Source organism: Streptosporangium amethystogenes subsp. fukuiense, assembly GCF_042665875.1.
Lineage (GTDB): Bacteria > Actinomycetota > Actinomycetes > Streptosporangiales > Streptosporangiaceae > Streptosporangium > Streptosporangium fukuiense.
On the sequence record NZ_JBHTEE010000001.1, the window covers coordinates 2,682,277 to 2,703,380 of the forward strand.

Here is a 21,104-nt window from a genome sequence, read left to right on the forward strand (position 1 = left end):
GAGGGTGGGACACCGGGGCCTAGCCGGATGAGGCGGCGCCTCCCACGGTGACGGTCGCCTGGGCGGCGAGCGAGGTGCCCGGCACGGTGCCGGTGACGGTGAAGGTCCCGGCCGAGGCGTACCGGGAGGCGGGGATCGACGCCCAGTTCACCGTCGTGGTGACGTTGTCCTTCGAACCGTCGTTGAAGGTGGCGGTGACCGTCGAGGGCAGGGACGGGGCCACCCCCACCGGGGTGAAGACGGTCTCCGGCTCGATGAAGGTGATGCTGACCGCGCCGGTCGTGCGCACCCACACCGTGGCCGAGGCGGTCGTGCTCGCCCCTTCGACGATCCCCGCCACGGTGAGGCTCGAGCCGCCGTTCGCCACCTGGGCGGGGGTGATCTGCGCCCAGGTGACCGGGGAGTTCACCCGGGAGCCGTTGGCGTAGACCTTCGTGACCGTGGTGGGCAGCGTGGGGACCTGCCCCGCCAGGGTCGCCTGGTGGACCGGGCGGATCGACTGCGGGACCTCCGCGTAGGCCCGCCACTCCAGGAGGCCGACGGATCCGGCGCCGCTGGTCAGCGACGCCCGTAGCCGGGTCGTGGTCACCGGAGTGAAGTCGACCTTGTTGAAGGTGTTCAGCGCCCTGTTGTACGTGCCCGCGCCGGGCACGTCCGCGTAGGCGCTCCCGTTCCAGTACTGCAGTTTCCAGGACGCGGGCACGCGCACCCCGCCGTTGTCGTCGAAGAAGTACAGTTCGGCGGAGTTGAGCCGCTGCGGCTGGCTCCAGGTCAGCTCGGCCCACTGGGTGCCGGTCTCGGGCCAGGTCCCCCAGCGCGGGTTGGCGGAGTCGTTGGAACTCGCCGGGGTGAACCCGTCGTTGATCGCGTTCACCGACTCCCAGGGGGAGGTGTAGGACGCCGACGCGGTGGCGGAGCCCGCCACGTTGGCCGCGCCGCCCCCGCCGCCGGAGCCCTGGGCGACGGTGACCGTGACGTCCGAGGTGGCCGTGGAGGCGCCGTCGCTCGCGGTGAGCCGCACCGTGTAGGTGCCCGCGACGGTGAACGAGGCCAGCGTGACGGCCGCGGCCGGCGCGGTGAAGACGGCCGTTCCCGGGCCGCCGACCAGCGACCAGGTGGTGCTCAGGGTGCCGTTGGGCAGCGCGTCGTCCTTGACGGTGCCGAGCAGCCGCACCTGTGAGGGCTGGTTGTAGGCGGGATCCTTTCTGGCGAGGACGTAGGGGGCCTGGTTGGTCTCGGCGGGCGGGCTGCCCGCGGAATTGTAGATCTTGATCTCGGTGAGGCCCGTCCTGAGGCCCGCCCTGTGGGTCATCAGCACCCGGACCCGCTGGGCGCCGATCGCGGGGAAGCGGACCCGGTTGTAGTTGGACACCGGCGCCGCCGGGCTCTTGGCCTGGTTGGGGACGGTGACCCAGGTGCTGCCGTCGTGATACTGGATCTGGTACATCGCGGGTTCGGCGTAGCCTCCCGCCGCGCGGTCGTTGCGGAAGTGCAGCCGCACGTCGTTGAAGGTCTGCGACGAGCCGAGGTCGATCTCGTACCAGTCCTGGGTGTTGGCCGAGCCCTTGGCGCCCCAGATCGGGTCGTTGATGGTGTAGCCGTCCACCGCCGCGGCCGTGGTGGTTCCGGACGCGGTGTAGGAGGCCGTGGCGGCCCGGCCCTGGGCGAGGTTGGCCGGGGCGGCGCCGGAGGTGAGGTTGACCCCGGCCTTGGCGAACATGTCGACCACGCGGGCGTCGGTCTGCACCACCTGGGTGGGCGCCTGCATGCCGGGCATCGCGACGTTGTGGCCGACGGTGCCGGCGGCGCCGGGGAAGGTCACCGTGCCGGTGGCCGGGTCGTAGACGAGCCGGGTGAGGCGGTCGACGGTGAGGGCCCGGGTGCCGTTGACGTACACCGAGTAGCCCTGCGGGACACCGGTGTAGCGGACGACGCCGTCGGCGGGGTCGTCCCAGACGACGGTCAGGTCGCTGTTGCGGTAGCGCAGGTTGTTGACCGTGAAGTGCGACCAGCCGATGTCGATCGGCGACAGCTCGACCTTGCCGTCGTCGCGCGGGCGCAGGCCCGCCACGTCCTCGACGACCGTCCAGTTGCTGCTGCCCAGGATCGTGTGGTGGATCCAGGAGCGGTAGTCGATGGTCTTCGTCCCGGGGTTCCAGTTGGCCCAGAACTCGTTGGAGTCGGGCCAGGCGGTGTTGCCGCCGACGTACTGCGCCCAGGCGTTCCAGTACAGCAGCTTCTTGTAGTGGTCACCGGTGATGTAGGAGGTCGGGTAGTTGCGCAGCGCCGAGGAGAGCAGCCGGAACTGCACGGTCGAGTTGATCTGCGAGAAGTTGTTGGAACCCGGGTTGCCAGCGGCCGCCGCGGCGGCCTTGTCCTTCTGGTTGGCGGTGTAGAACGGGAAGATCGGATACTCGGTCTCGTCGTCGAACAACCGCAGCGCCTCGCGGTAGGTGGCGGTGTTGGGCATCAGGCCCACCGAGTACGGATAGAAGTTGTTGATCTCCTTCCAGGGCACCAGCGCGTTGGTCGACACATGCCGGTGCTGCAGCACCTTCGCCGTGGGGTTCCAGAGCACGTTGACGATCGCGTTCTTGACGTTGGTGGCGATGGTGCGCATCTCGTTGGCCTTGGCGGTGTTGCCGACCGCGTCGTAGGCGGAGGCCGAGGCCATGGCGTTGCTGTAGACGTAGGCCGACTCGGTGCGGTCCAGGCGCCCGGCGCGCCAGTGGAAGGAGACGGCGTCGGCGTCGTTGCCGGTCAGCGCTCCCCAGTCGTACTCGATGAGGTTGTTGTGGTCCTGGTCGTAGAAGGCGAGCTGGCCCTTGACGTCCTGCTCGGCGTAGCGGGCGAGGTTGGCCGCGATGCCGGGCTGGCCGCCGTGGATCTGGTAGCTGCGCCAGGCCGCCTCGGAGATGTACTGGGTGTAGCTGTTGGACCAGTTCTCCGGATCACCCGGGTTGTCCATGTAGCGGCCGTTCTTCGACACCTCGCCGGCCGACACCCACGGTCCGTAGGAGTACATCGGGTTGCGCAGGTACTTGAGCTCGTCCACGAACATCGGCACGGTCAGCGCGATGGCGTTGTTGTAGCCCAGGGCACCCTCGACCGAGGTCGGCCACTGGTAGTCCTGGCCGGGAATGTCGGCGTCCAGATGGTTGAAGCGCATCAGCCACCAGCGGTAGTAGACGCTCTTCTTGATGGCGGGCTCGGGCACGTCGATGTAGGGGATGTTCTGCGCCCACCACTGGTTGTAGGCCCGCACGTGCGTCGCGAACGCGGCGGCGGGGGTGGCCGAGCGGTACGACTGGTACTCGGTGAGCGAGGCCGGGAGCTCGTCGGTCACGAAGCCCATCACCACCTTGGTCGTCACGGTCGCCCCGGCGGCGACGGTGAGCGAGCGGGTCAGGTCGGTGCCGCTGACGGCGAAGCCGTCCCCGGAGAGCCTGGGGAAGATCGTGGTGAGCTTGTTCTTGGCGTCCACGATGCCGGTGAGCTCGGTGCCCACCGGGGTCTTGGCGTACGGCGAGGTCGCCTTAAGGGTGAGCGTCTGGGACCCGGAACCGTTGTTGGTGACCGACAGGTTGGTGACCGCGACGTTGTCGTGGGTGATGAACTTGGTGACGTTCACCACCAGGGAGCCGCTGGTGTGCACGCTCTTCCAGTGGCTGGGCGCCTGCCAGCGCTGGGCGGGCTGCTCGGTGAACGTGCCGGGCGAGATCGCCACCGAGTAGGCGTGCTCGTTGGAGATGCTCTCCCAGTAGGCCACCTGACCGCCGAAGCCGATGACGGACGGGGTGTGGTTCTTCATGAAGACCGCGCGGCCCCGGCTCATCAGCCAGGTGCCCGCGGGGTCGTTGCCGGAGCGTGACAGCAGCCGGTCCATCCAGAAGTCGGTGCCCGAACTCTCGGCGTCGTAGATGCTCTGCATCATGTTGCCGGGCGTGTACGGGACGGGCGGGGCCGGGATCGCGGGCCCGCTGAAGGTGGGCAGTCCGATGCTCTGCACCGCCGAGGCGGGGGTGCCGAGCGTGAGCGAGGTCGCGGCGAGAAGCAGGGTGACGGCGGCGGCGGTCAGCGACCGCCGGGCGCGGGAGAGGACGGGCATCGCTTCACATCTCTCGGAGGGGGGTTGACACGGGGGCCTGCGTGCTCCTAGAGAGCCATCCATTCCAGGACACCGGTCGAGTAGCCGGTTCTGGAGGTGATGCTCAGTCTCAGCCGGGTGGTCGAGACCGGGGTGAACGTGGTGACGTTGTAGGTGTTCGCCGCGACGCCGCAGGCCGACTGGCCGGGCACGTCGACGTAGGCGCTGCCGTTCCAGTACTGCACCTTGCAGGAGGCGGGCAGGTCGATGCCCTGATCGTCGTCGAACCAGTAGGTCGCCACCTTGCCGACGCTCTTGGCGGTGGTCCACCGGTACTCGATCCACTCGGTGCCCTGGTGGTTCCAGTTGCCGTACGCACCGTGGCTGTGGTCGGCGGAGCTCGCCGGGACATAGCCGTCGTTGATCGCTCCGAGGGTCTCCCAGGGAGAGACGTACGAGGTGGAGGCGGTGGCGGTCAGCGCGTGGTTGGTACCGGAGGGCGGCTGGCCGCCTCCTCCGCCGGAGGTCTGCACGACCTTCTGCATGGTGCCGTCGGCGTTCCAGTAGAGCTTGTCCAGGGTGACCGAACGGCGGAAGTTGCCCCCGCCCGGCGCCGCGGCGTTGTGGTAGACCATGTACCACTGGCCCTTGAACTCGACGATGGCCGGGTGGTTGGTGGTCGAGCTGACCTGGTCGAGCACGACACCGCGATGCGTCCAGGGGCCGAGCGGGCTGGTGGCGGTGGCGTAGCGGATGCAGGCGTAGCCGGGCTGGGAGCAGCCGGAGTCGTTGGCGGCGTAGGCGAGATAGTAGGTGCCGTTCCGCTTGAACATCCAGGGGGCCTCCCAGAAGTTGCTCACCCCCGCCGGAGTGATCACCGGGCCGTCCAGGTTGATCATGTCGGGCTTGAGCTTGGCCGCGCGCAGGCCGTAGTAGGAGCCCCAGTAGATGTACGCCTGGCCGTCGTCGTCGGTGAAGACCGTCGGGTCGATGTTGAGCGGCGAGGAGTTCGGGGTGCTGTCGCTGATCAGCGGCCCGCCCTTGGCGTCGGTGAACGGGCCGAGCGGGCTGTCGCCGACCGCGACGCCGATGTCCATCCAGCCCGCGCCGTTGCCGTTGACCGGGACGTACCAGTAGTACTTGCCGCCGCGGGGCTCGACCTCTCCCGCCCACGCGTCGGCACCGGCCCAGGGGAGGTTCGACAGCGAGAGCCTCGCCCCATGGTCCGTCCAGGTCGTGGCGTCGGTGGAGGAGAACACGTGCCAGTCGCGCATGACGAAGTTGGTGCCGCCTGGGGCCGCTTCGTCGTGGCCGGTGTACAGGTACATGGTGTCGCCGACGACCAGCGCGGCGGGGTCGGCGGTGTAGATGGACGTCGTGATCGGGCTCGCGGCGGGCGCGGGTCCGGCCAAGGCGAGGACGAGGGTGAAGGCGAAGATCATGGCGAGGGCCGTTGTCCATCGTCTTCTCATGACACTGCTCCTGGGGGGGTGATCATGGCGCTTGCCAATGTCTGACGATTACTTGTGTTAACGCTAACAATTCCGATCACGGGAACTCGCCACCCGGAACGGGGAACTCCGAGCTTTGTTTCGCCGAGATTTCCTGAGTGTTTGCGATAACAGAATCGCTGTCAAGGCCCAAACTCCAGGGCTGCCGAAAACGCTTTGACCTGGCACTTTACCCCCCCATTTAACACCTTCGGCCGGAAAAAGATTGGAAAAAAAATGATAGGGCTAACATTTGTGATGCCCGAGTCTCGAACAGCGGAAGAGGAGTTTTACCGGGGCCGGCCATGGACATTCGGTAGTCCCTCGATCGTCCCCGGAGGCGTGACCGCCTCCCGACGGTGAACGCCCCCTTTTCCGCGGCACGCCCTCACACCGGCGACCGGCGCGGGCGTCTCCGGGAGAGAACCGGCGACCCGGCCGGTCCTGGGAAGCCTGCACCGGCGATCCCCCGGTCCGCCACGCCGGCTCCCGTACTCGGGGTACGCGGCGGCCGGACCGCCCCCGGGCCCCCGGCCGACGCCTCTTTCGCGAATTAAGGGAATGCTTAGGTGGCCGTTGACAGCTTCGCGGGGCCGGAGTGCACTGGGCTGCCGAGCACGAGACGGAGGGGTGTCCGCATGCAGGTTCCGGCCCCGTTGGAGTACGAGCGTGCCACCAGCGTCGATCACGCCATCGGGTTGCTGGAGCGGCTGGGGAGTTCGGCGCGGCTCCTCGCGGGCGGTCACAGCCTGCTCCCGATGATGAAGCTCCGGCTGGCCAACCCGGAGTACCTGATCGACATCAACGATCTGCACGGCGAGCTGGGATACATCCGGATGGAACCGGCGCAGACCCGTATCGGCGCGATGACCCGCCACCGCGAGCTGCTGGAGTCGGACGAGCTCGCCAGGGCATTTCCGATCTTCCGTGACGCCGAACGGGTCATCGCCGACCCGATCGTCCGCAACCGAGGCACCCTGGGCGGCTCGCTCTGCCAGGCCGATCCCTCGGAGGACCTGTCGGCCGTGTGCACCACCCTCGGGGCGAGCTGCGTGATCCGCGGCCGGACCGGGGAGCGGGTCGTGACGATGGAGGAGTTCCATCGCGGCCCGTACGAGACGGCGGTCGCGGACGACGAGATGCTGATCGAGATCCGCATCCCGGCGCGGCCGAACGGGTCGAGTGCCTACGAGAAGGTCGAGCGGCGCGCGGGCGACTGGGCGATCGTGTCCGCGGGCGCGGCCGTCTGGCTGACCGACGGAGTGATCTCCGACGCCCGGGTCGGCCTGGCCGCGGTGGGCCCGAACACGACGGGGCTGCCCGCGGTCTCCGAGGCGTTGCGCGGCAGGCCGCCGTCCGAGGAGCTCTACGAGCGGGCCGGTGCCCTCGCCGCCGAGAGCTGCAGCCCGGTCACCGACATGCGCGGCAGCGCCGACTACAAGCGCCACCTCGCCAAGGAACTCACCAGGCGGGCACTGCGGCGGTCCGTCGCCCGGATCAGCGAGGGAGGATGACGTGCAGGTTTCGATGATCGTCAACGGTGAGGAGGTCACCGGGGAGATCGAGGGCCGCCTGCTGCTGGTCCACTTCCTCCGTGACCACCTGGGGCTGACGGGCACCCACTGGGGCTGCGACACGAGCAACTGCGGCACCTGCGTGGTGTGGCTCGACGGCGAGCCGGTCAAGTCGTGCACCGTGCTCGCGGCGATGGCCGGCGGCCACGAGGTACGCACGGTGGAGGACCTCGAACAGGACGGCGAACTCGATCCCGTGCAGCGAGGATTCATGGAGTGCCACGGCCTGCAGTGCGGGTTCTGCACGTCCGGCATGATGATGACCGCGCGGGCCCTGCTCGACCGCAACCCAGACCCCTCCGAGCAGGAGATCCGCGAGGCGATCTCCGGCCAGATCTGCCGGTGCACTGGTTATGCGACCATCGTCCGTTCTGTCCGGTGGGCCGCCGCTCACGAGGCGGGCTCGCAGCCGGCCGCCACCACCGGGAGCGCGCCATGACCACCACCGACGACCGCTTCGCCGCCGAGTTCGAGAGCAACGACCACAAGCCGGTCGGCTACGGCCGGATGCTGCGCAAGGAGGACCCCCGGTTCGTCCGGGGGAAGGGCCGCTACTGCGACGACGTGCGCCTGCCGGGCATGCTGCACCTGGCGATCCTCCGCTCCCCCGTCGCGCACGCGCGGATCGTGAGCATCGACACCAGCGCGGCCGAGGCGCACCCGAAGGTCAAGGCGGTCGTCACCGGTGCCGCCCTGGCCGAGAAGGGGCTGGCCTGGATGCCCACCCTCTCCGGCGACGTGCAGGCCGTGCTGGCGACGGACAAGGTCCGCTTCCAGGGCCAGGAGGTCGCGTTCGTCGTGGCGGAGGACCACTACGCGGCGCGCGACGCGCTGGAGCTGATCGACGTCGAGTACGACGTCCTCGAACCGGTGACAGACGTGCGCAGGGCCCTCGACCCCGGCGCCCCCGTCATCCGCGACGACCTGGAGGGCAAGGAGAACAACCACGTCTTCGACTGGGAGACCGGTGACGAGGCGGCCACCGAGGCGGTGTTCGCGACAGCCGACGTCGTCGTCAGCCAGGACATCGTCTATCCTCGCGTACACCCCGCGCCGATGGAGACCTGCGGGTGCGTCGCCGACTACGACCGGATCGACGGCAGGCTGACACTCTGGTCCACGACCCAGGCGCCGCACGCCCACCGCACGTTGTACGCGATCGTCGCCGGCCTGCCCGAGCACAAGATCCGGGTCATCGCACCGGATATCGGCGGTGGCTTCGGGGGGAAGGTTCCAATCTATCCCGGCTATGTCTGCGCGATCGTGGCGTCGATCGTCACCGGCAAGCCGGTGAAATGGATGGAGGACCGCTCGGAGAACCTCACGAGCACCGGTTTCGCCCGCGACTACATCATGCGCGGCGAGATCGCGGCGAGCAGGGACGGAAAGATCCTGGCCGTCCGCACCAACGTGCTCGCCGACCACGGCGCCTTCAACGGCGTCGCCGCCCCGGTGAAGTATCCGGCCGGCTTCTTCGGCGTGTTCACCGGCAGCTACGACCTTCAGGCGGCGTACTGCAGGATGACCGCCGTCCACACGAACAAGGCGCCCGGCGGCGTCGCCTACGCCTGCTCGTTCCGCATCACCGAGGCCGTGTACCTCATCGAGCGCATCGTCGACTGCCTGGCCTACGAGCTGGAGATGGATCCGGTCGAGTTGCGCGTCAGGAACTTCATCCAGCCCGACCAGTTCCCGTACCGCACCAAGACCGGCTGGGTCTACGACTCCGGCGACTACGAGCCGACCATGCGCAGGGCCATGGAGATCGCCGGCTACCACGAGCTCCGCGCCGAGCAGGCCGAGCGGCGGGCCCGCGGTGAGCTGATGGGGATCGGCGTCTCCTTCTTCACCGAGGCGGTCGGCGCTGGCCCGCGCAAGGACATGGACATCCTGGGCCTGGGCATGGCCGACGGCTGCGAGCTGCGCGTCCACCCGACCGGAAAGGCGGTGGTGCGACTGTCCGTGCAGACCCAGGGGCAGGGCCACGAGACGACCTTCGCGCAGATCGTCGCCGAGGAGATCGGCATCCCGCCCGCCGACATCGACGTCGTGCACGGCGACACCGACCAGACGCCGTTCGGCCTGGGCACCTACGGCAGCCGCTCCACCCCGGTCTCCGGTGCGGCCGCGGCCCTGGTGGCGCGCAAGGTACGCGACAAGGCACGGCTCATCGCCTCGGGAATGCTGGAGGTCTCCGTCGCCGACCTGGAATGGCGCAAGGGGGCCTTCCACGTCAAGGGCGACCCTGGAAAGTCCGTGACGATCCAGGACATCGCCATGAGGGCGCACGGCGCGGGAGACCTGCCCGAGGGCGTCGAGGGCGGGCTGGAGGCACAGATCTGCTACAACCCGGAGAATCTGACCTATCCGCACGGCGCCTACATCTGCGTCGTCGACATCGACCCGGGCACCGCCCAGGTCAAGGTGCGGCGGTTCATCGCGGTCGACGACTGCGGCACCCAGATCAACCCGATGATCATCGAGGGGCAGGTGCACGGCGGTCTCACCGACGGCGTCGGCATGGCGTTGATGGAGATGATCGCCTTCGACGAGGACGGCAACTGCCTGGGCGGGTCGCTCATGGACTATCTCATCCCGACCTCGCTGGAGGTTCCCGACTGGGAGACGGGATTCACCGTGACACCCTCGCCCCATCACCCGATCGGCGCGAAGGGCGTCGGCGAGTCGGCGACGGTCGGCTCCCCTCCGGCGATCGTCAACGCGGTCGTCGACGCCCTCAAACCGTTCGGCATCCGCCACGCCGACATGCCGCTCACCCCCTCCCGAGTGTGGGACGCCATGCGCGGCGCACCGCAGCCGCCGATCTGACCGAATCGGAGCGTCCATGCCTTCCGGTATCTCGGTGCGAATGAGAGAACTGGCCGCGGACCGCGTCCCGTTCGTCCACGCGCTCGTGGTCCGCGCCCACTACCCGACCTCGGTCAACGCCGGCGACGACGCCATCGTGCTGCCCGACGGGTCCATCGAGGGCTTCGTCGGCGGCCGGTGCGCGGAGAGCTCCGTGCGCACGGCGGCTCTCGGCGCGCTCAGGGACGGCCGCTCGGTGCTGCTGCGGGTGCTGCCGGAGGGCGAGCCGGCCTTCCCCGACTCCCCCGGCGCCCAGGTCGTGGTGAACCCCTGCCTGTCGGGCGGCGCACTGGAGATCTTTCTCCAGCCGTTGCTGCCGCCACCGGTGATCTGGGTCGCCGGCGAGTCACCGATCGCCGAGGCGCTGGCCGAGCTGGCCGGCCCGCTGGACCTCACCGTCCGGCGGGCGGCGGACGGGCAGGGGCCTGCGGGCGCCACCGCGGCCGTGGTGACCGGCCACGGGCGCGGTGAGACCGCCGCGATCCGCGCGGCACTGGACGCCGGGGTCGGGCTCGTCGGCCTGGTGGCCAGCCGCCGGCGCGGCGCGGCGGTGCTGGCGGAGATGGGACTCACCGAGACCGAGCGTGCCCGGATCAGCTCACCGGCCGGGTTCCAGATCGGGGCCCGCACCGCGCACGAGATCGCCGTGTCGATCCTGGCCGAGATCATCGCCGCGATCCGCACCCGCGGGCTGACCCCGGCGGTACCCGTCCCCGCTCCCGCGGGCGGCGAGGCCGCGGCGAGTCCGATCATCCAGGCCGTCGACCCCGTCTGCGGAATGGCGGTGACCGTCTCCCCCGACACGCCCCACCTGGCCGTCGACGGCGAGGACGTGTGGTTCTGCGGACCGGGCTGCCGGGAACGTCACGCGGAGAAGGACAGGCGGTAGAGACGTGCAGGCAACCGACTCGCGCCGCCCGGAGTATCGCCCGCCACCGTCGCGAACCGGTCCCGGCGCCGAGGGTGCGTCGTGACCCCGGCCTTCGCCGACGCCGACGAGGTAAGGCGGCGGCTGGACGAGATGGACTACCTGGTCGACGAGGGCACCGCCGCGGCGCTGTTCTTCGCGCTGGTTCTCGACCGGCCCCTGCTGCTGGAGGGGGAACCCGGCGTCGGTAAGACGACCGCCGCCAAGGCCCTGGCCCGCGTCCTGGACACCCCTCTGATCCGGCTGCAGTGCTACGAGGTGTTGACCGCGAGCGAGGCGCTCTACGAGTGGAACTACCAGCGGCAACTGCTCGCCATCCGGCTCGCCGAGTCACGGCGGGACAGCCTGGCCGACGCCGACCTGTTCAGCGCGGAGTTCCTGCAGGAACGCCCGATCCTGCGGGCCGTCCGGCACGACGGCCCGGTGCCGCCGGTGCTGCTGATCGACGAGATCGACCGCGCCGACGACGAGTTCGAGGCCCTGCTGTTCGAGTTCCTCGGCGAGTCCTCGATCACGATTCCGGAGCTCGGCACGTTCACCGCGAAACGCCGGCCGGTCGTCGTACTGACCTCCAACCGCAGCAGGGACCTGCACGACGCGCTCCGGCGGCGCTGCCTGTACCACTGGATCGACTTTCCCGAGGCCGAGCGGGCCGTGGAGATCCTGCGCCGTTCGGTACCCGGCGCGAACGAGGCACTGATCAGGTCGGTCACCGAGTTCATCGGCCGGGTGCGCCGGTTCGACCTGGACAAGGCCCCCGGCATGGCGGAGACGATCGACTGGGTCGCGGCCCTGTCCGCGGTCGGCGCGACCCGTCTGGTCAGGCAGGACGTCGTCCGGACGCTGAGCACCATCGCGAAGACACCCGACGACCGTGACACGATCACCGGCGCGCTCGACGACCCGGGCGACGCCTGCGGCGCGACCGCCTGATCGACGGCACGAAGACGGCGTAGAAAGGGCGGTTCATGAGGATTGACAATGAGTTCACGGTCAACGTTCCGATCGACCGGGCGTGGACGGTGCTCACCGACCTCGAGGGGATAGCCCCGTGCATGCCGGGGGCCCAGCTGACCGGTGTCGAGGGCGAGGTCCACTCCGGCAAGGTCCGGGTGAAGGTCGGCCCCGTCGTCTCCGAGTACGCGGGCACGGTCAGGTTCGTCGAGAAGGACGAGGTGAACCACCGTGCCGTCATCGACGCCAGAGGCCGTGACTCGCGAGGGGCGGGCAACGCCTCAGCGGTCATCACCGCACTGCTCCGGGCCGACGGCGCACGTACCGTCGTCACCGTCGACACCGACCTGAAGATCTCCGGAAAGATCGCCCAGTTCGGCAGCGGAATGATCAAAGAGGTCTCCGGGAAGCTGCTCGGCCAGTTCGTCGACTGCCTCGAAGGAAGGCTCGCCGCCGATACGGCCGCAGCGGCCGAGGTCGCCGGGAGTCCGGTATCCGCCGCTCCCCCCACCGCCGACCGGCGGCCGGCGAGCGTCCCGCCGGGCTCCGAACCCGAAGGCGTTCCGGCCGGGACCGCAGCGGGGAACGTCCGGACGGACCCCGAACCGGTCCCCCGGGAAGCGGGCGAGAACGCCCCGGCGATCGACCCCGAACCGCTGGACGTGATGAGCGTCGCCGGCGGATCCGTCTACCGGCGGGTGCTTCCGGTCCTCGCCGTCCTCGTCGTCCTCGTCGCCGTCGTCGTCTACCTCCTTGTCGCCTAGCGGGCCGGCGCCGGGTGTCGATCGGGCGGCGTTCGCCGTCGCGCTGGCGGTCCGGCTCCGGCAGCACGGCGTGCCGGTCGGTCTCACCGCCGTCGACGACCTCGTCAACGCGCTGGCGGCCTCCCCTCCGGACTCGCTGCCGAGGCTGTACTGGGCCGCCCGCATCAGCCTGGTACGGCGGCGCTCGGAGATCGACACCTTCGACACGGTGTTCGCGGCCGTGTTCGGCGACGCGGCACTCGCCCTGGACCCGCCCACGCGCCGCCGGTCGCGGGCCGCCGTGACCGGCGGAGACGACGACGTCTCCGTCTTCCCGCCCGCCTTCGCGGACCGGCGGCCAGGGGACGCGCTGCCCTGGGCGACGCTCCCCGCGGTGGTCGCCGACGCGGAGCGGTCGGACAGCCCGCCGGCCGTGCCCGACCGCCTGCCGAGCGACCTCCAAGGGCGGGCGGAGGTGCCGTTCGAGGAACTCGACGCGCGGGAGATGGAACTGCTCGGCGGGTGGCTGCGTTCCGCGGTGACCGACTGGCCCACCAGGCGCAGCCGGCGACTCGCGGCCGACCCCCGTGGCAGGAGGGTCGCGGTGCGAGCCACGGTCCAGCGATCCCGCCGGACCGGCTGGGAACCACTCCACCTGCTGCGGGAGCGGGCGGTCGACAGGCCTCGACGCGTCGTGCTGCTCTGTGACGTCAGCCAGTCCATGCAGGCGCAGGCGCCCGCCTACCTGCACCTGATGCGCGCCCTGGCGCTGGCCGCCGGCGCGGAGGTGTTCGCCTTCGCCACGTCGCTGACACGGTTGACCCCGATCCTGGCGCACAGGTCCGCGGCCGTCGCCGTCGAGCAGGCCACGGAAAGGGTCTCCGACCGGTTCGGCGGGACACGGATAGCGACCAACGTGCGGGCTCTGCTCGCCTCCCACCACGGAGGGTCGGTACGGGGCGCCGTGGTGATCATCGGTTCGGACGGCTGGGACAGCGACCCCCCGGAGGCCATGGCCGCCGCCATGGCGCGACTGCGCCGGCGCGCGCACCGGGTGATCTGGATGAACCCCAGGGCCTCCGCCCCCGGCTTCGAACCGCGCGTCGCCGCCATGGCCGCCGCCCTGCCGTACTGCGACCGGCTGCTGCCCGCGGACACCTTCCGGTCCCTGCGGCATGTGATCGCCGAGATCTCCGCCGCCCGTTAGGTCCTGTTCCGCGGAACTCACCGTGGCGAGGATCGGTCAGCTGGTGCCTCGCAGGGCGGCGGAGAAGATCGCGGCGCGCCGCCTGACCCCGGTGGGCGAAGGGGCCTAGCTCCAGAGGGTGACGTGGATGGAGGGGCGGAACCGGCCGGGGCTCACCCCCGGACCGCGCAGCATGGCCTGCGTGGCGCGCGGGGTGGTGACGAACCGGACGAGCTCGGCGGCCACCGACGGGGCACCACGCTCGACGAGGGTCAGCGTGGCCCACACACCGTCGTACCGGAGAGCGCGGCCGGCGATGTGGACGAGACGGCCGGTGGCCAGATCCCGCGCCACCGCGAAGGAGACCGTCGGTGCCACGCCGTGGTTGCGCTTGACCTCCTCCAGCGCCGCCGCGTGACTCTGGAAGATCCGCTGGTGCTCCTCGGGCACGCTGACCCGGCGCAGAATCGTGGGAACGGCACCGATGTCCGCCGCGGCCGACGGGCCGAGCTGCCAGGTCTCCTCGCGCAGCTGGTGGGCGCCGGCGTCGAGCCCGGCGAGCGGATGGTCCGGGCCGGACACGACGATCACCTGATAGTTGAGGAACGGCCGGCACGCCAGCGACTCGTCCAGGTTGCCCGTCCTGGGCCCGATCGCCACGTCCACCGCCCGCGAGTGCAGCAGGGCGCCGAACTTCCGCGGGTCGTGCACGCTCAGCTCCACATCGAGGTCGGCGGCCCGGCCGGCGAACAGCTCGATCAGGCCGGGAGCCGCGTACTCGGCGAACAGGCTCGACGCGGCGACGCGCAGCAACCGCCGGCCACGGGCCGCCTGGCCCACCTCGACGATCGTGCGCTCCTGCAGGCTGAGCATCTCCGTCGCGCGGCTCGCCAGCCGCAGGCCGCCGGGGGTGAAGGCGAGCCCGGAGGCCGTCCGCGTGAACAACTGGTCGCCGAGTTCCCTGCGCAGCTGGCCGATGTGCAGCGAGACGGCGGCCTCCGACACCTCCAGCTCCCCCGCCGCCAGCTTTACCGAACCGAGCCGTACCACTGTGGCGAACGCGCGCAGCTGGGTGGGTGTCACGCGTGGAACGCTACGGCACGGACTTCGCCGGCGACAGTGAGAGCCGCGGAGGGCGTTCGGCGGCTACGGGGTGCCCGCGAGGCGCAGGGGCGGGGTGTGGATGTCGAACGGCAACCACCGCTGGGCCAGGGTCGAGATAGGGCAGGCGAGGGTCAGGTGGGCGGCGCGGAACGAGAAGACCTACGCGGGGACGCCGAACCAGGTGGCCAGCGCCTCCCGTAGGCCGAGGCTCACGGGATCGCCCGTTTCCTCGTCAGGGGACGTCCAGGCGACGTAGCCGTCCGGGCGGATCAGCAGCCCGGCGGGGACCCGCCGGCTGGAAGTGGCGGTGACGACGTCCACCCGGTCCTTCCAGCCCGCCGCCGTCTCCTCCAGCTCGTCGCCCCCACCGAGGTCGAGGAGGAGCGGCCGGGCGCCGTGCGTCAGGTCCGCGAGCCGCACGGCGCCCGCGTCCGTGGCGAGGGAGAGGTCCGGTGCCGGGCGGCCGAGGAGGGGGTGCGGCACCGGGCAGGCATCCCCCATGTCGTAGCGGATGTCCGAACCCGCCATGAGCTCGGCGATGTGCCGCCGGTTCTCCTTGTGTTCGAGCAGCTCGGCGAAGAGCTCGCGCAGCGCGGTGACCTCTTCGCCGGGGGCGAGCAGGGCGGCCTGCGCCCGGGTGTGCGTGACGACCCGCCGGCCCACGGGGTGCCGTTCGCCGTGGTAGGTGTCGAGCAGTCCCGGCGGCGCCCAGCCGTGAACCTCGGCGGCGAGTTTCCAGCCGAGGTTCACAACGTCCTGCAGGCCGAGGTTGAGCCCGGGACCGCCGACCGCGGAGTGGACGTGCGCGGCGTCCCCGGCCACCAGCACGCGACCGGCGCGGTAGCGGTCGGCCAGGCGGGTGTTGCCGCCGGTGAGGCGGCGGAGCACATGGGGGCCTCGGCTCGCCGGCGGGGTCATCGGCAGGTCGGCCCCGAGCACCCTGTGCACGCTGTCACGCAACTCCTCCAGGGTCATCGGCACCCGCTCGTCGATCCGCCCCCGCCCCCACTCCATGGTGGTCACGAGGTGCACGCCCGGTTCGAACGACGCGAGGGCGAACACGCCGTGTGCGGTTCGGTGGAACATGAACGGCCTCCAGCGTGCCCCGGCCAGCAGCAGCTCGCCGGTCGCGGGATCGAGCGCGGAGGCGGGCAGGACGGCGTGGGCGCTGCGCGACACGACGTCCTCGGCGGTGGCGCCGGGGAAGCCGATACCGGCCCGCTTCCGTACGACGCTGTGGGCTCCGTCGCAGCCGACCAGATAGCGGGTGCGCAGCTCGTAGTCTCCGCCGGGGGCGTGGACGGCGACCGTGACACCGTCCCCGTCCTGCGCCAGGTCCACCAGTTCGTGGCCGCGCCGGATCTCCACCCCGAGCTCCAGCGCCCGCTCCTGTAACAGCTGCTCCAGGCGGCGCTGCGGGATCGGGAGGATGTGCAGCGGGCCGGGGTCCAGCGCGCTCAGGTCCAGGTGCATGCCGCCGAACATGAAGAACGGCGCGGGAACCGGGGGGTGTGAGGCACCGGTGAACCGCCGGTACAGGCCCCGGCTGTCGAGCACCTGGACCACCCGCCCGACCAGTCCGTTGGCCCTGGGCTCCTCGCCCGGCTCCGGCAGCCGCTCCAGCAGCACCGGGCGGACACCTGCCAGGCTCAGCTCGCAGGCCAGCATCAGCCCGTTCGGGCCACCACCGGCGATCACGACGTCAACGGACATCACAAACCTCCTTGATCGGATGAGGGAGCGGGCGCGATGGCACGCCACCCGCCGAGGGGGCGGCGAAACGGCCACGGCCCGTATACGGCCACGCGTTGAAACCGTCTCGGCGCCCGCGCACCGCCCGTGAATGTCAATATAGGTTGACACCAACCCTCCGTCAACCCCGGTTGACGAGAGGTCCGCGTCTTCCTCGAACACCGGGGAACACATCCGGAGGCACGTCCGCGACCGAGCCCGGTGGCCGTGTTCGCGTCAACGGCCGCGAACCGGGAGAGGGTCCCGGGCACGGTCGCGGCCCGGACCCTCCGGGTTCCCCCCTGCCGGGAATCCCTGCCAGGATCGGCACATGGTGAGGATCGGACAGGTGGTGCTGGGCGTCACCGACATGCGACGTGCCGTCGGGTTCTGGACGCGGGCGCTGGACTACGCGCCGCGCGAGGGCGAGACCGGGGACGACTGGACCGTGATCGACCCGGTGGAGGGTGACGGCGTCCCGCTGGCACTGGACATCAGCAGGACGCCGGTGCGCCGTCATCCCCGGACGCACCTCGACCTGTTCGTCCCCGACGCCGCCGGGCAGGCGTCCGAAGTGGAGCGACTGGTGTCGCTGGGGGCCGAACGCGTCGACTGGGACCTCTATCCGGACGACCCCGACTTCGTGGTCCTCGCCGACCCCGAGGGCAACGTCTTCTGCGTCGTCGACCTCAGTCACGGCTGAGAACCGGAGCGCGGCCCCCCGGCCGGACCCGTCTCGCCCCGCATCCGGGCGGTTCCCGCCAGGCACACCGTGCGGCCGACCACGACATGGAGCGCACGCGTGAGCGCGTGGCGGCCCGGGTGTCACGTGCCGGAGGGGCCACCCCGGGCCGGGCCCCAAGGCGTACCCGGACGAGAGCGACGGGCCGGCACCGGCGAGAACGGCCCCTAGGCGGCCACGGCGGGCGAGCGGTCGCCGGCGACGCGGATGGCGAGGCCCACGAGCACGGTGCCCGTCAAGTAGCGCTGCACGCGCATCCAGGTGGGCCGCCGCGCGAGGAAGGTCGCGGCCGAGCCCGCGGTCAGCACGATCATCGCGTTGACCGACAGGGCGATGACGATCTGGATGGCTCCCAGCAGGAGGCTCTGCGTGCCGACGTCGCCCCGGGCCGGATCGACGAGCTGCGGCAGCACCGACACGTACACAATGGCGATCTTGGGGTTGAGCAGGTTGGTGACCAACCCCATGGAGAACAGCCGGCGCGGCGGGTCCACCGGGAGGGTGCCGGGGGCGAAGATCGGCTCACCGCCGGGCCTGATCGTCTTCCAGGCCAGCCAGAGCAGGTACCCGGCGCCCGCGAGCTTGACCGCCGTGTAGACGGCGGGCACCACCGCGAAGATCGTGGCGATCCCGGCCACCGCCGCCAGCAGGTAGACCAGAAAGCCCGCCGCGACGCCCGCCAGCGAGATCAGCCCGGCCCAGCGCCCCTGCGTCACGGACCGCGAGACCAGGTAGATCATGTTGGGGCCGGGGGTGAGCACCAGGCCGAGGGCGACCACGGCGATGCCCGCGAGGGCACTGATAGAGATCATGGGCACATCATCGAGCATCCCTCCCGCCGGGAGAACGGCCAATTTCCAGAATTGGCCTGGTAACCATCGACCCCGGCCGATCGGCCCACGGCACTGGGACGCCCTCGCCCCGGCAGTGCAGACCCTGGCCTGATTCGCCCGGTCAAGGACACCGCCCACCTGGCCCATCGGCCGGCGCGACCTCGCGGAAGCGGCGCGGTCAGGCCTCGCGGAAGCGGATGTCGCGAGCTGACGCCTCAGGGGCGACGAAGTCGAGCAGGCGTGCTCCCTCCAGCTCCAGGTCCGCCCGCTCCCCCGCGCTCACCGGCGCGAACAGCTCCACCTCCAGGATCGCCTCGCCCCGTTTCCCCGTCACCTTCCACATGCCCCGCACGAAGCCGTCGACCAGCACCGTCGCCTTGATGATGCCGTTGATCGTGAAGATCCGCCCCCGATACTCCTCCTCCGTGATCCGGGTCCTGGTCCGCGGGGCGAACGACAGCAGCGTGTTGTCGAACTCCGACAGGTAGCGCACCGGGGCAGGGGTCTCGGGGCCGGGGCGCGGCGCCTCGGGCAGGTCGAACAGCTCCGCGCCGTCCTCGGTCGCGAAGGTCCGCAGGCCCATCCCGCGAACGATCTCCCCCAGGCGGGTCATGCCCGACCACTGCTGAACGTCCATCACCGTGGCGGGACCGTAGGCGGCGAGGTAGCGGCGGATCGCCTCCTCGGCGGAGGGCCGCTCGTCCTGGGGCCGACCCAGCCATGCCTCCGCGGTGGTGTGGGTGGCCTGGCCGCCCACCCCCCAGATCCCTCTCGGCGGGACCTGCACCAGCGCCAGCGTGTTGCGCACCCCGGCGACCAGGGCGGCGGCCGGGGAATCCGGCCACCGCTCCTGCAGCAGCACCCCGAGCTCACGGAATGTCAAAGGACGTTCCTCCACCAGCTTGCGCCCGGTGACGGCAAGCTCGTCCAGGTCCACGCCGGCCAGGCCCTTGCCGTGCATGCCCCCCCGCAGGCCCCGCGCCAGCGTCGGCCCCAGCAGCGGGCGAAGCGCCAGGCAGTCGTCGGCGGTGACCAGATGGATGGTGGAGCGCATCAGCGCCAGCCTCACCACCTGGCGCTCGTTGATCAACCGGGCGAGGTCGCCGTGGGTGAACCCGGCCAGGCGTGTCCAGAGCCCGACGTAGGGAGGGTTGGGTGCCTGGGCCTGCATGCCGTACAGGTGCCGGACCGCCTCCAACGCGGACGACTCGGCGCGGGCCAGCAGCAGCTGCCGCTCCAGGGTGGCCCGGTTGAGCGCGCGCCGACTTAGCACCTCGGACATGCGTGTCCTCTCGTCGCGAGCCGCGAGTCGCGACGGCGCGATCTCGTCTTGATCCAGTTGATCCGCGCCAAGCTACCAGAATCAAATAACTCACCTCATATTGCTTCCAGCGGGCCAGATCGCGGGCGACGCCAGGTCAGAGGGTCGGCGGCACCCACACGTACGGCGTCGTCGTCGTGATCGCCTCCAGGCCGAGCCTGGCCAGGATCGGGCGGCTGGCATCGGAGGCGTCCACCTGCACCAGGCGGAAACCTCGTGCCACCGCAAGCTCCGCCCGGTACGACACCATCGCCCGGTAGATACCCCTGCCCCGCCACTCCTTCAGGGTCGAGCCGCCCCACAGTGAGACGAAGTCGGTGCCCTCGTGGAAACGCGCCCATGCCGCGCACACCACCTGCCCGCCCGCCTCGGCGATCACCACCGTGCACGGATCCCCAGGGCCGGCGAGCTCGCGCTCCAGCATGCCGGGCAGCCAGCCGTGGTCGGCATCCCAGACCGTCTCCTCCAGCTCGCGGATGCGCTCCAGGTCATCCCGCCCCGCCACCTCGCGCAGCCGCACCCCGGCGGGTGGCACGTGGGCACCGGCCAGCTCACCGGCCTCGCCGACGAGCAGCGTCTCCCGCTCCCCCGCCTCGAACCCGGCCGCCGCGAGCCGCTCGGGCAGGTCGGCGGGCAGGTCGTAACCGTGGTACTTCCACTCGACCTCGCGCCCGACCCGGGTGAAGAAGTCCCGCTGGCGCGCGATGAAGGCGTCCAGCTCGACACCCTCCAAACCACCAAGGTCGCGATATGTCAGGAAACCTTGGCCGTGGCCGTTCGACACGACCCTCAGCAGCGGCCCGATCCTCTCGGCCGTGCGACCCGGCATCGGCCGGGCCCGGAGCTGCTCGTCATATGCCCGAAGGTAGGCGGAAGCGCGCGATGAGATGTCCATTGGGGACAGCCAACCACACACTTATCGGCTGCGACATGGCGTTATGGACCTAGACGCGGTCCAGGCGCCGGTGCGGGGGCGATGGCCGCTCCACCTCGATCGGATCGCCGGGCCGCACCTCACCGCCCGCCACCACCACGCCCATCACCCCGGCCCTGCGGACCGGCTCGCCGTTCTCGTCCCTGCCCACCACCTGCTTGAGCAGGCCCCTCTGGAAACCCTCGATCTGCCCGCAGGGATTGCGCAGCCCGGTCACCTTCACCACCGCCTCCCGCCCCAGTCCGAGCAGCGTCCCCACCGGCAGGCCCAGCAGGTCGACGCCCCGGGTGGTGACGTTCTCCCCCAGCTCTCCGGCGGCCACCGAGAAACCCGCGGCCCGCAGTTCGTCGTGGAGTTCGGCCTGGATCAGGTGGACCTGGCGCAGGTTGGGCTGGGTGGGATCCTGCGCCACCCTCGACCGGTGCTTCACGGTCACCCCGAGGTGCGCGTCCCCCTCCACGCCCAGCCCGGCCAGCAGCCGGATGACGGGTTCCGTGGTCTTGCCGAAGGTGTGGGTGGCGCTACGGCTGACCGCCGTCACTCGTCCGTCCGTCATACCGCGATCCTTCCTCCTATCCGGCGGGAATGGAATCTCGCGCCCGCGCCTTC

Annotated in this window: 16 protein-coding genes; 8 read left to right on the top strand and 8 right to left on the bottom strand. The window is 70.7% G+C overall.

Annotated elements, in window-relative coordinates:
* Window positions 1–19 precede the first annotated feature (19 nt).
* Both ACFQVD_RS11635 and ACFQVD_RS11640 read right to left on the bottom strand, forming a co-directional pair.
* Window positions 20–4,108, bottom strand: coding sequence for a galactose-binding domain-containing protein (locus ACFQVD_RS11635; protein ID WP_343968603.1), 4,089 nt, complete (start codon window positions 4,106–4,108; stop codon window positions 20–22).
* Window positions 4,109–4,155: 47 nt separating this feature from the next.
* Window positions 4,156–5,559, bottom strand: coding sequence for a glycoside hydrolase family 43 protein (locus tag ACFQVD_RS11640; protein WP_343968605.1), 1,404 nt, complete (start codon window positions 5,557–5,559; stop codon window positions 4,156–4,158).
* Window positions 5,560–6,215: 656 nt separating this feature from the next.
* On the opposite strand from ACFQVD_RS11640, the gene ACFQVD_RS11645 reads away from it, so the two are divergent.
* From ACFQVD_RS11645 to ACFQVD_RS11675, 7 genes are all read left to right on the top strand, one after another.
* Entirely contained in the window at window positions 6,216–7,091 is an 876-nt protein-coding gene (locus tag ACFQVD_RS11645) for an FAD binding domain-containing protein (RefSeq protein ID WP_343968607.1), read from the top strand.
* Between the two features lies 1 nt (window position 7,092).
* Complete coding sequence (locus ACFQVD_RS11650) at window positions 7,093–7,590, top strand: (2Fe-2S)-binding protein (RefSeq protein ID WP_343968609.1); 498 nt, start codon at window positions 7,093–7,095, stop codon at window positions 7,588–7,590.
* Window positions 7,587–9,980: an aerobic carbon-monoxide dehydrogenase large subunit gene (locus tag ACFQVD_RS11655; RefSeq protein ID WP_343968611.1), complete on the top strand. Its 2,394-nt coding sequence runs from the start codon at window positions 7,587–7,589 to the stop codon at window positions 9,978–9,980. Before ACFQVD_RS11650 ends, ACFQVD_RS11655 begins: the two co-directional genes overlap by 4 nt.
* A 40-nt stretch (window positions 9,981–10,020) precedes the next feature.
* Window positions 10,021–10,908 (top strand): XdhC family protein, encoded by an 888-nt coding sequence (locus ACFQVD_RS11660; protein ID WP_364155140.1) that lies wholly within the window; start codon window positions 10,021–10,023, stop codon window positions 10,906–10,908.
* Window positions 10,909–10,989: 81 nt separating this feature from the next.
* The gene (locus ACFQVD_RS11665; protein ID WP_343980654.1) at window positions 10,990–11,880 is read left to right on the top strand and encodes an AAA family ATPase; all 891 of its coding nucleotides are present in this window, start codon (window positions 10,990–10,992) and stop codon (window positions 11,878–11,880) included.
* A 35-nt stretch (window positions 11,881–11,915) separates the two neighbouring features.
* On the top strand, window positions 11,916–12,665 hold the full coding sequence (locus ACFQVD_RS11670) for an SRPBCC family protein (RefSeq protein WP_343980649.1): 750 nt from the start codon (window positions 11,916–11,918) through the stop codon (window positions 12,663–12,665).
* The gene (locus ACFQVD_RS11675) at window positions 12,655–13,851 is read left to right on the top strand and encodes a vWA domain-containing protein (RefSeq protein ID WP_343980646.1); all 1,197 of its coding nucleotides are present in this window, start codon (window positions 12,655–12,657) and stop codon (window positions 13,849–13,851) included. The genes ACFQVD_RS11670 and ACFQVD_RS11675 overlap by 11 nt, the downstream gene beginning before the upstream one ends.
* A gap of 105 nt (window positions 13,852–13,956) precedes the next feature.
* Here the strand turns inward: ACFQVD_RS11675 and ACFQVD_RS11680 are convergent, their stop codons facing one another.
* Window positions 13,957–14,913: a LysR family transcriptional regulator gene (locus ACFQVD_RS11680; protein WP_343980643.1), complete on the bottom strand. Its 957-nt coding sequence runs from the start codon at window positions 14,911–14,913 to the stop codon at window positions 13,957–13,959.
* Window positions 14,914–15,093: 180 nt separating this feature from the next.
* Window positions 15,094–16,647, bottom strand: a complete 1,554-nt coding sequence (locus tag ACFQVD_RS11685; protein WP_343980640.1) for an FAD-dependent monooxygenase — start codon at window positions 16,645–16,647, stop codon at window positions 15,094–15,096.
* Window positions 16,648–16,996: 349 nt separating this feature from the next.
* Between ACFQVD_RS11685 and ACFQVD_RS11690 the strand changes: the two genes are divergently transcribed.
* Window positions 16,997–17,368 carry a VOC family protein gene (locus ACFQVD_RS11690; RefSeq protein WP_343980637.1) on the top strand — a complete coding sequence of 124 codons (372 nt, stop codon included), beginning with the start codon at window positions 16,997–16,999 and terminating at the stop codon, window positions 17,366–17,368.
* 206 nt (window positions 17,369–17,574) lie between these two features.
* On the opposite strand, the gene ACFQVD_RS11695 is transcribed toward ACFQVD_RS11690, so the two are convergent.
* The 4 genes from ACFQVD_RS11695 to ACFQVD_RS11710 form a co-directional block, all read right to left on the bottom strand.
* Window positions 17,575–18,219, bottom strand: coding sequence for a LysE family translocator (locus tag ACFQVD_RS11695; RefSeq protein WP_343980634.1), 645 nt, complete (start codon window positions 18,217–18,219; stop codon window positions 17,575–17,577).
* Window positions 18,220–18,418: 199 nt separating this feature from the next.
* Entirely contained in the window at window positions 18,419–19,522 is a 1,104-nt protein-coding gene (locus ACFQVD_RS11700; RefSeq protein ID WP_343980631.1) for a winged helix DNA-binding domain-containing protein, read from the bottom strand.
* Window positions 19,523–19,658: 136 nt separating this feature from the next.
* Window positions 19,659–20,456: a GNAT family N-acetyltransferase gene (locus tag ACFQVD_RS11705; protein ID WP_343980628.1), complete on the bottom strand. Its 798-nt coding sequence runs from the start codon at window positions 20,454–20,456 to the stop codon at window positions 19,659–19,661.
* A gap of 49 nt (window positions 20,457–20,505) precedes the next feature.
* Window positions 20,506–21,051 (bottom strand): MOSC domain-containing protein, encoded by a 546-nt coding sequence (locus ACFQVD_RS11710; protein WP_343980625.1) that lies wholly within the window; start codon window positions 21,049–21,051, stop codon window positions 20,506–20,508.
* Window positions 21,052–21,104: the final 53 nt, after the last annotated feature.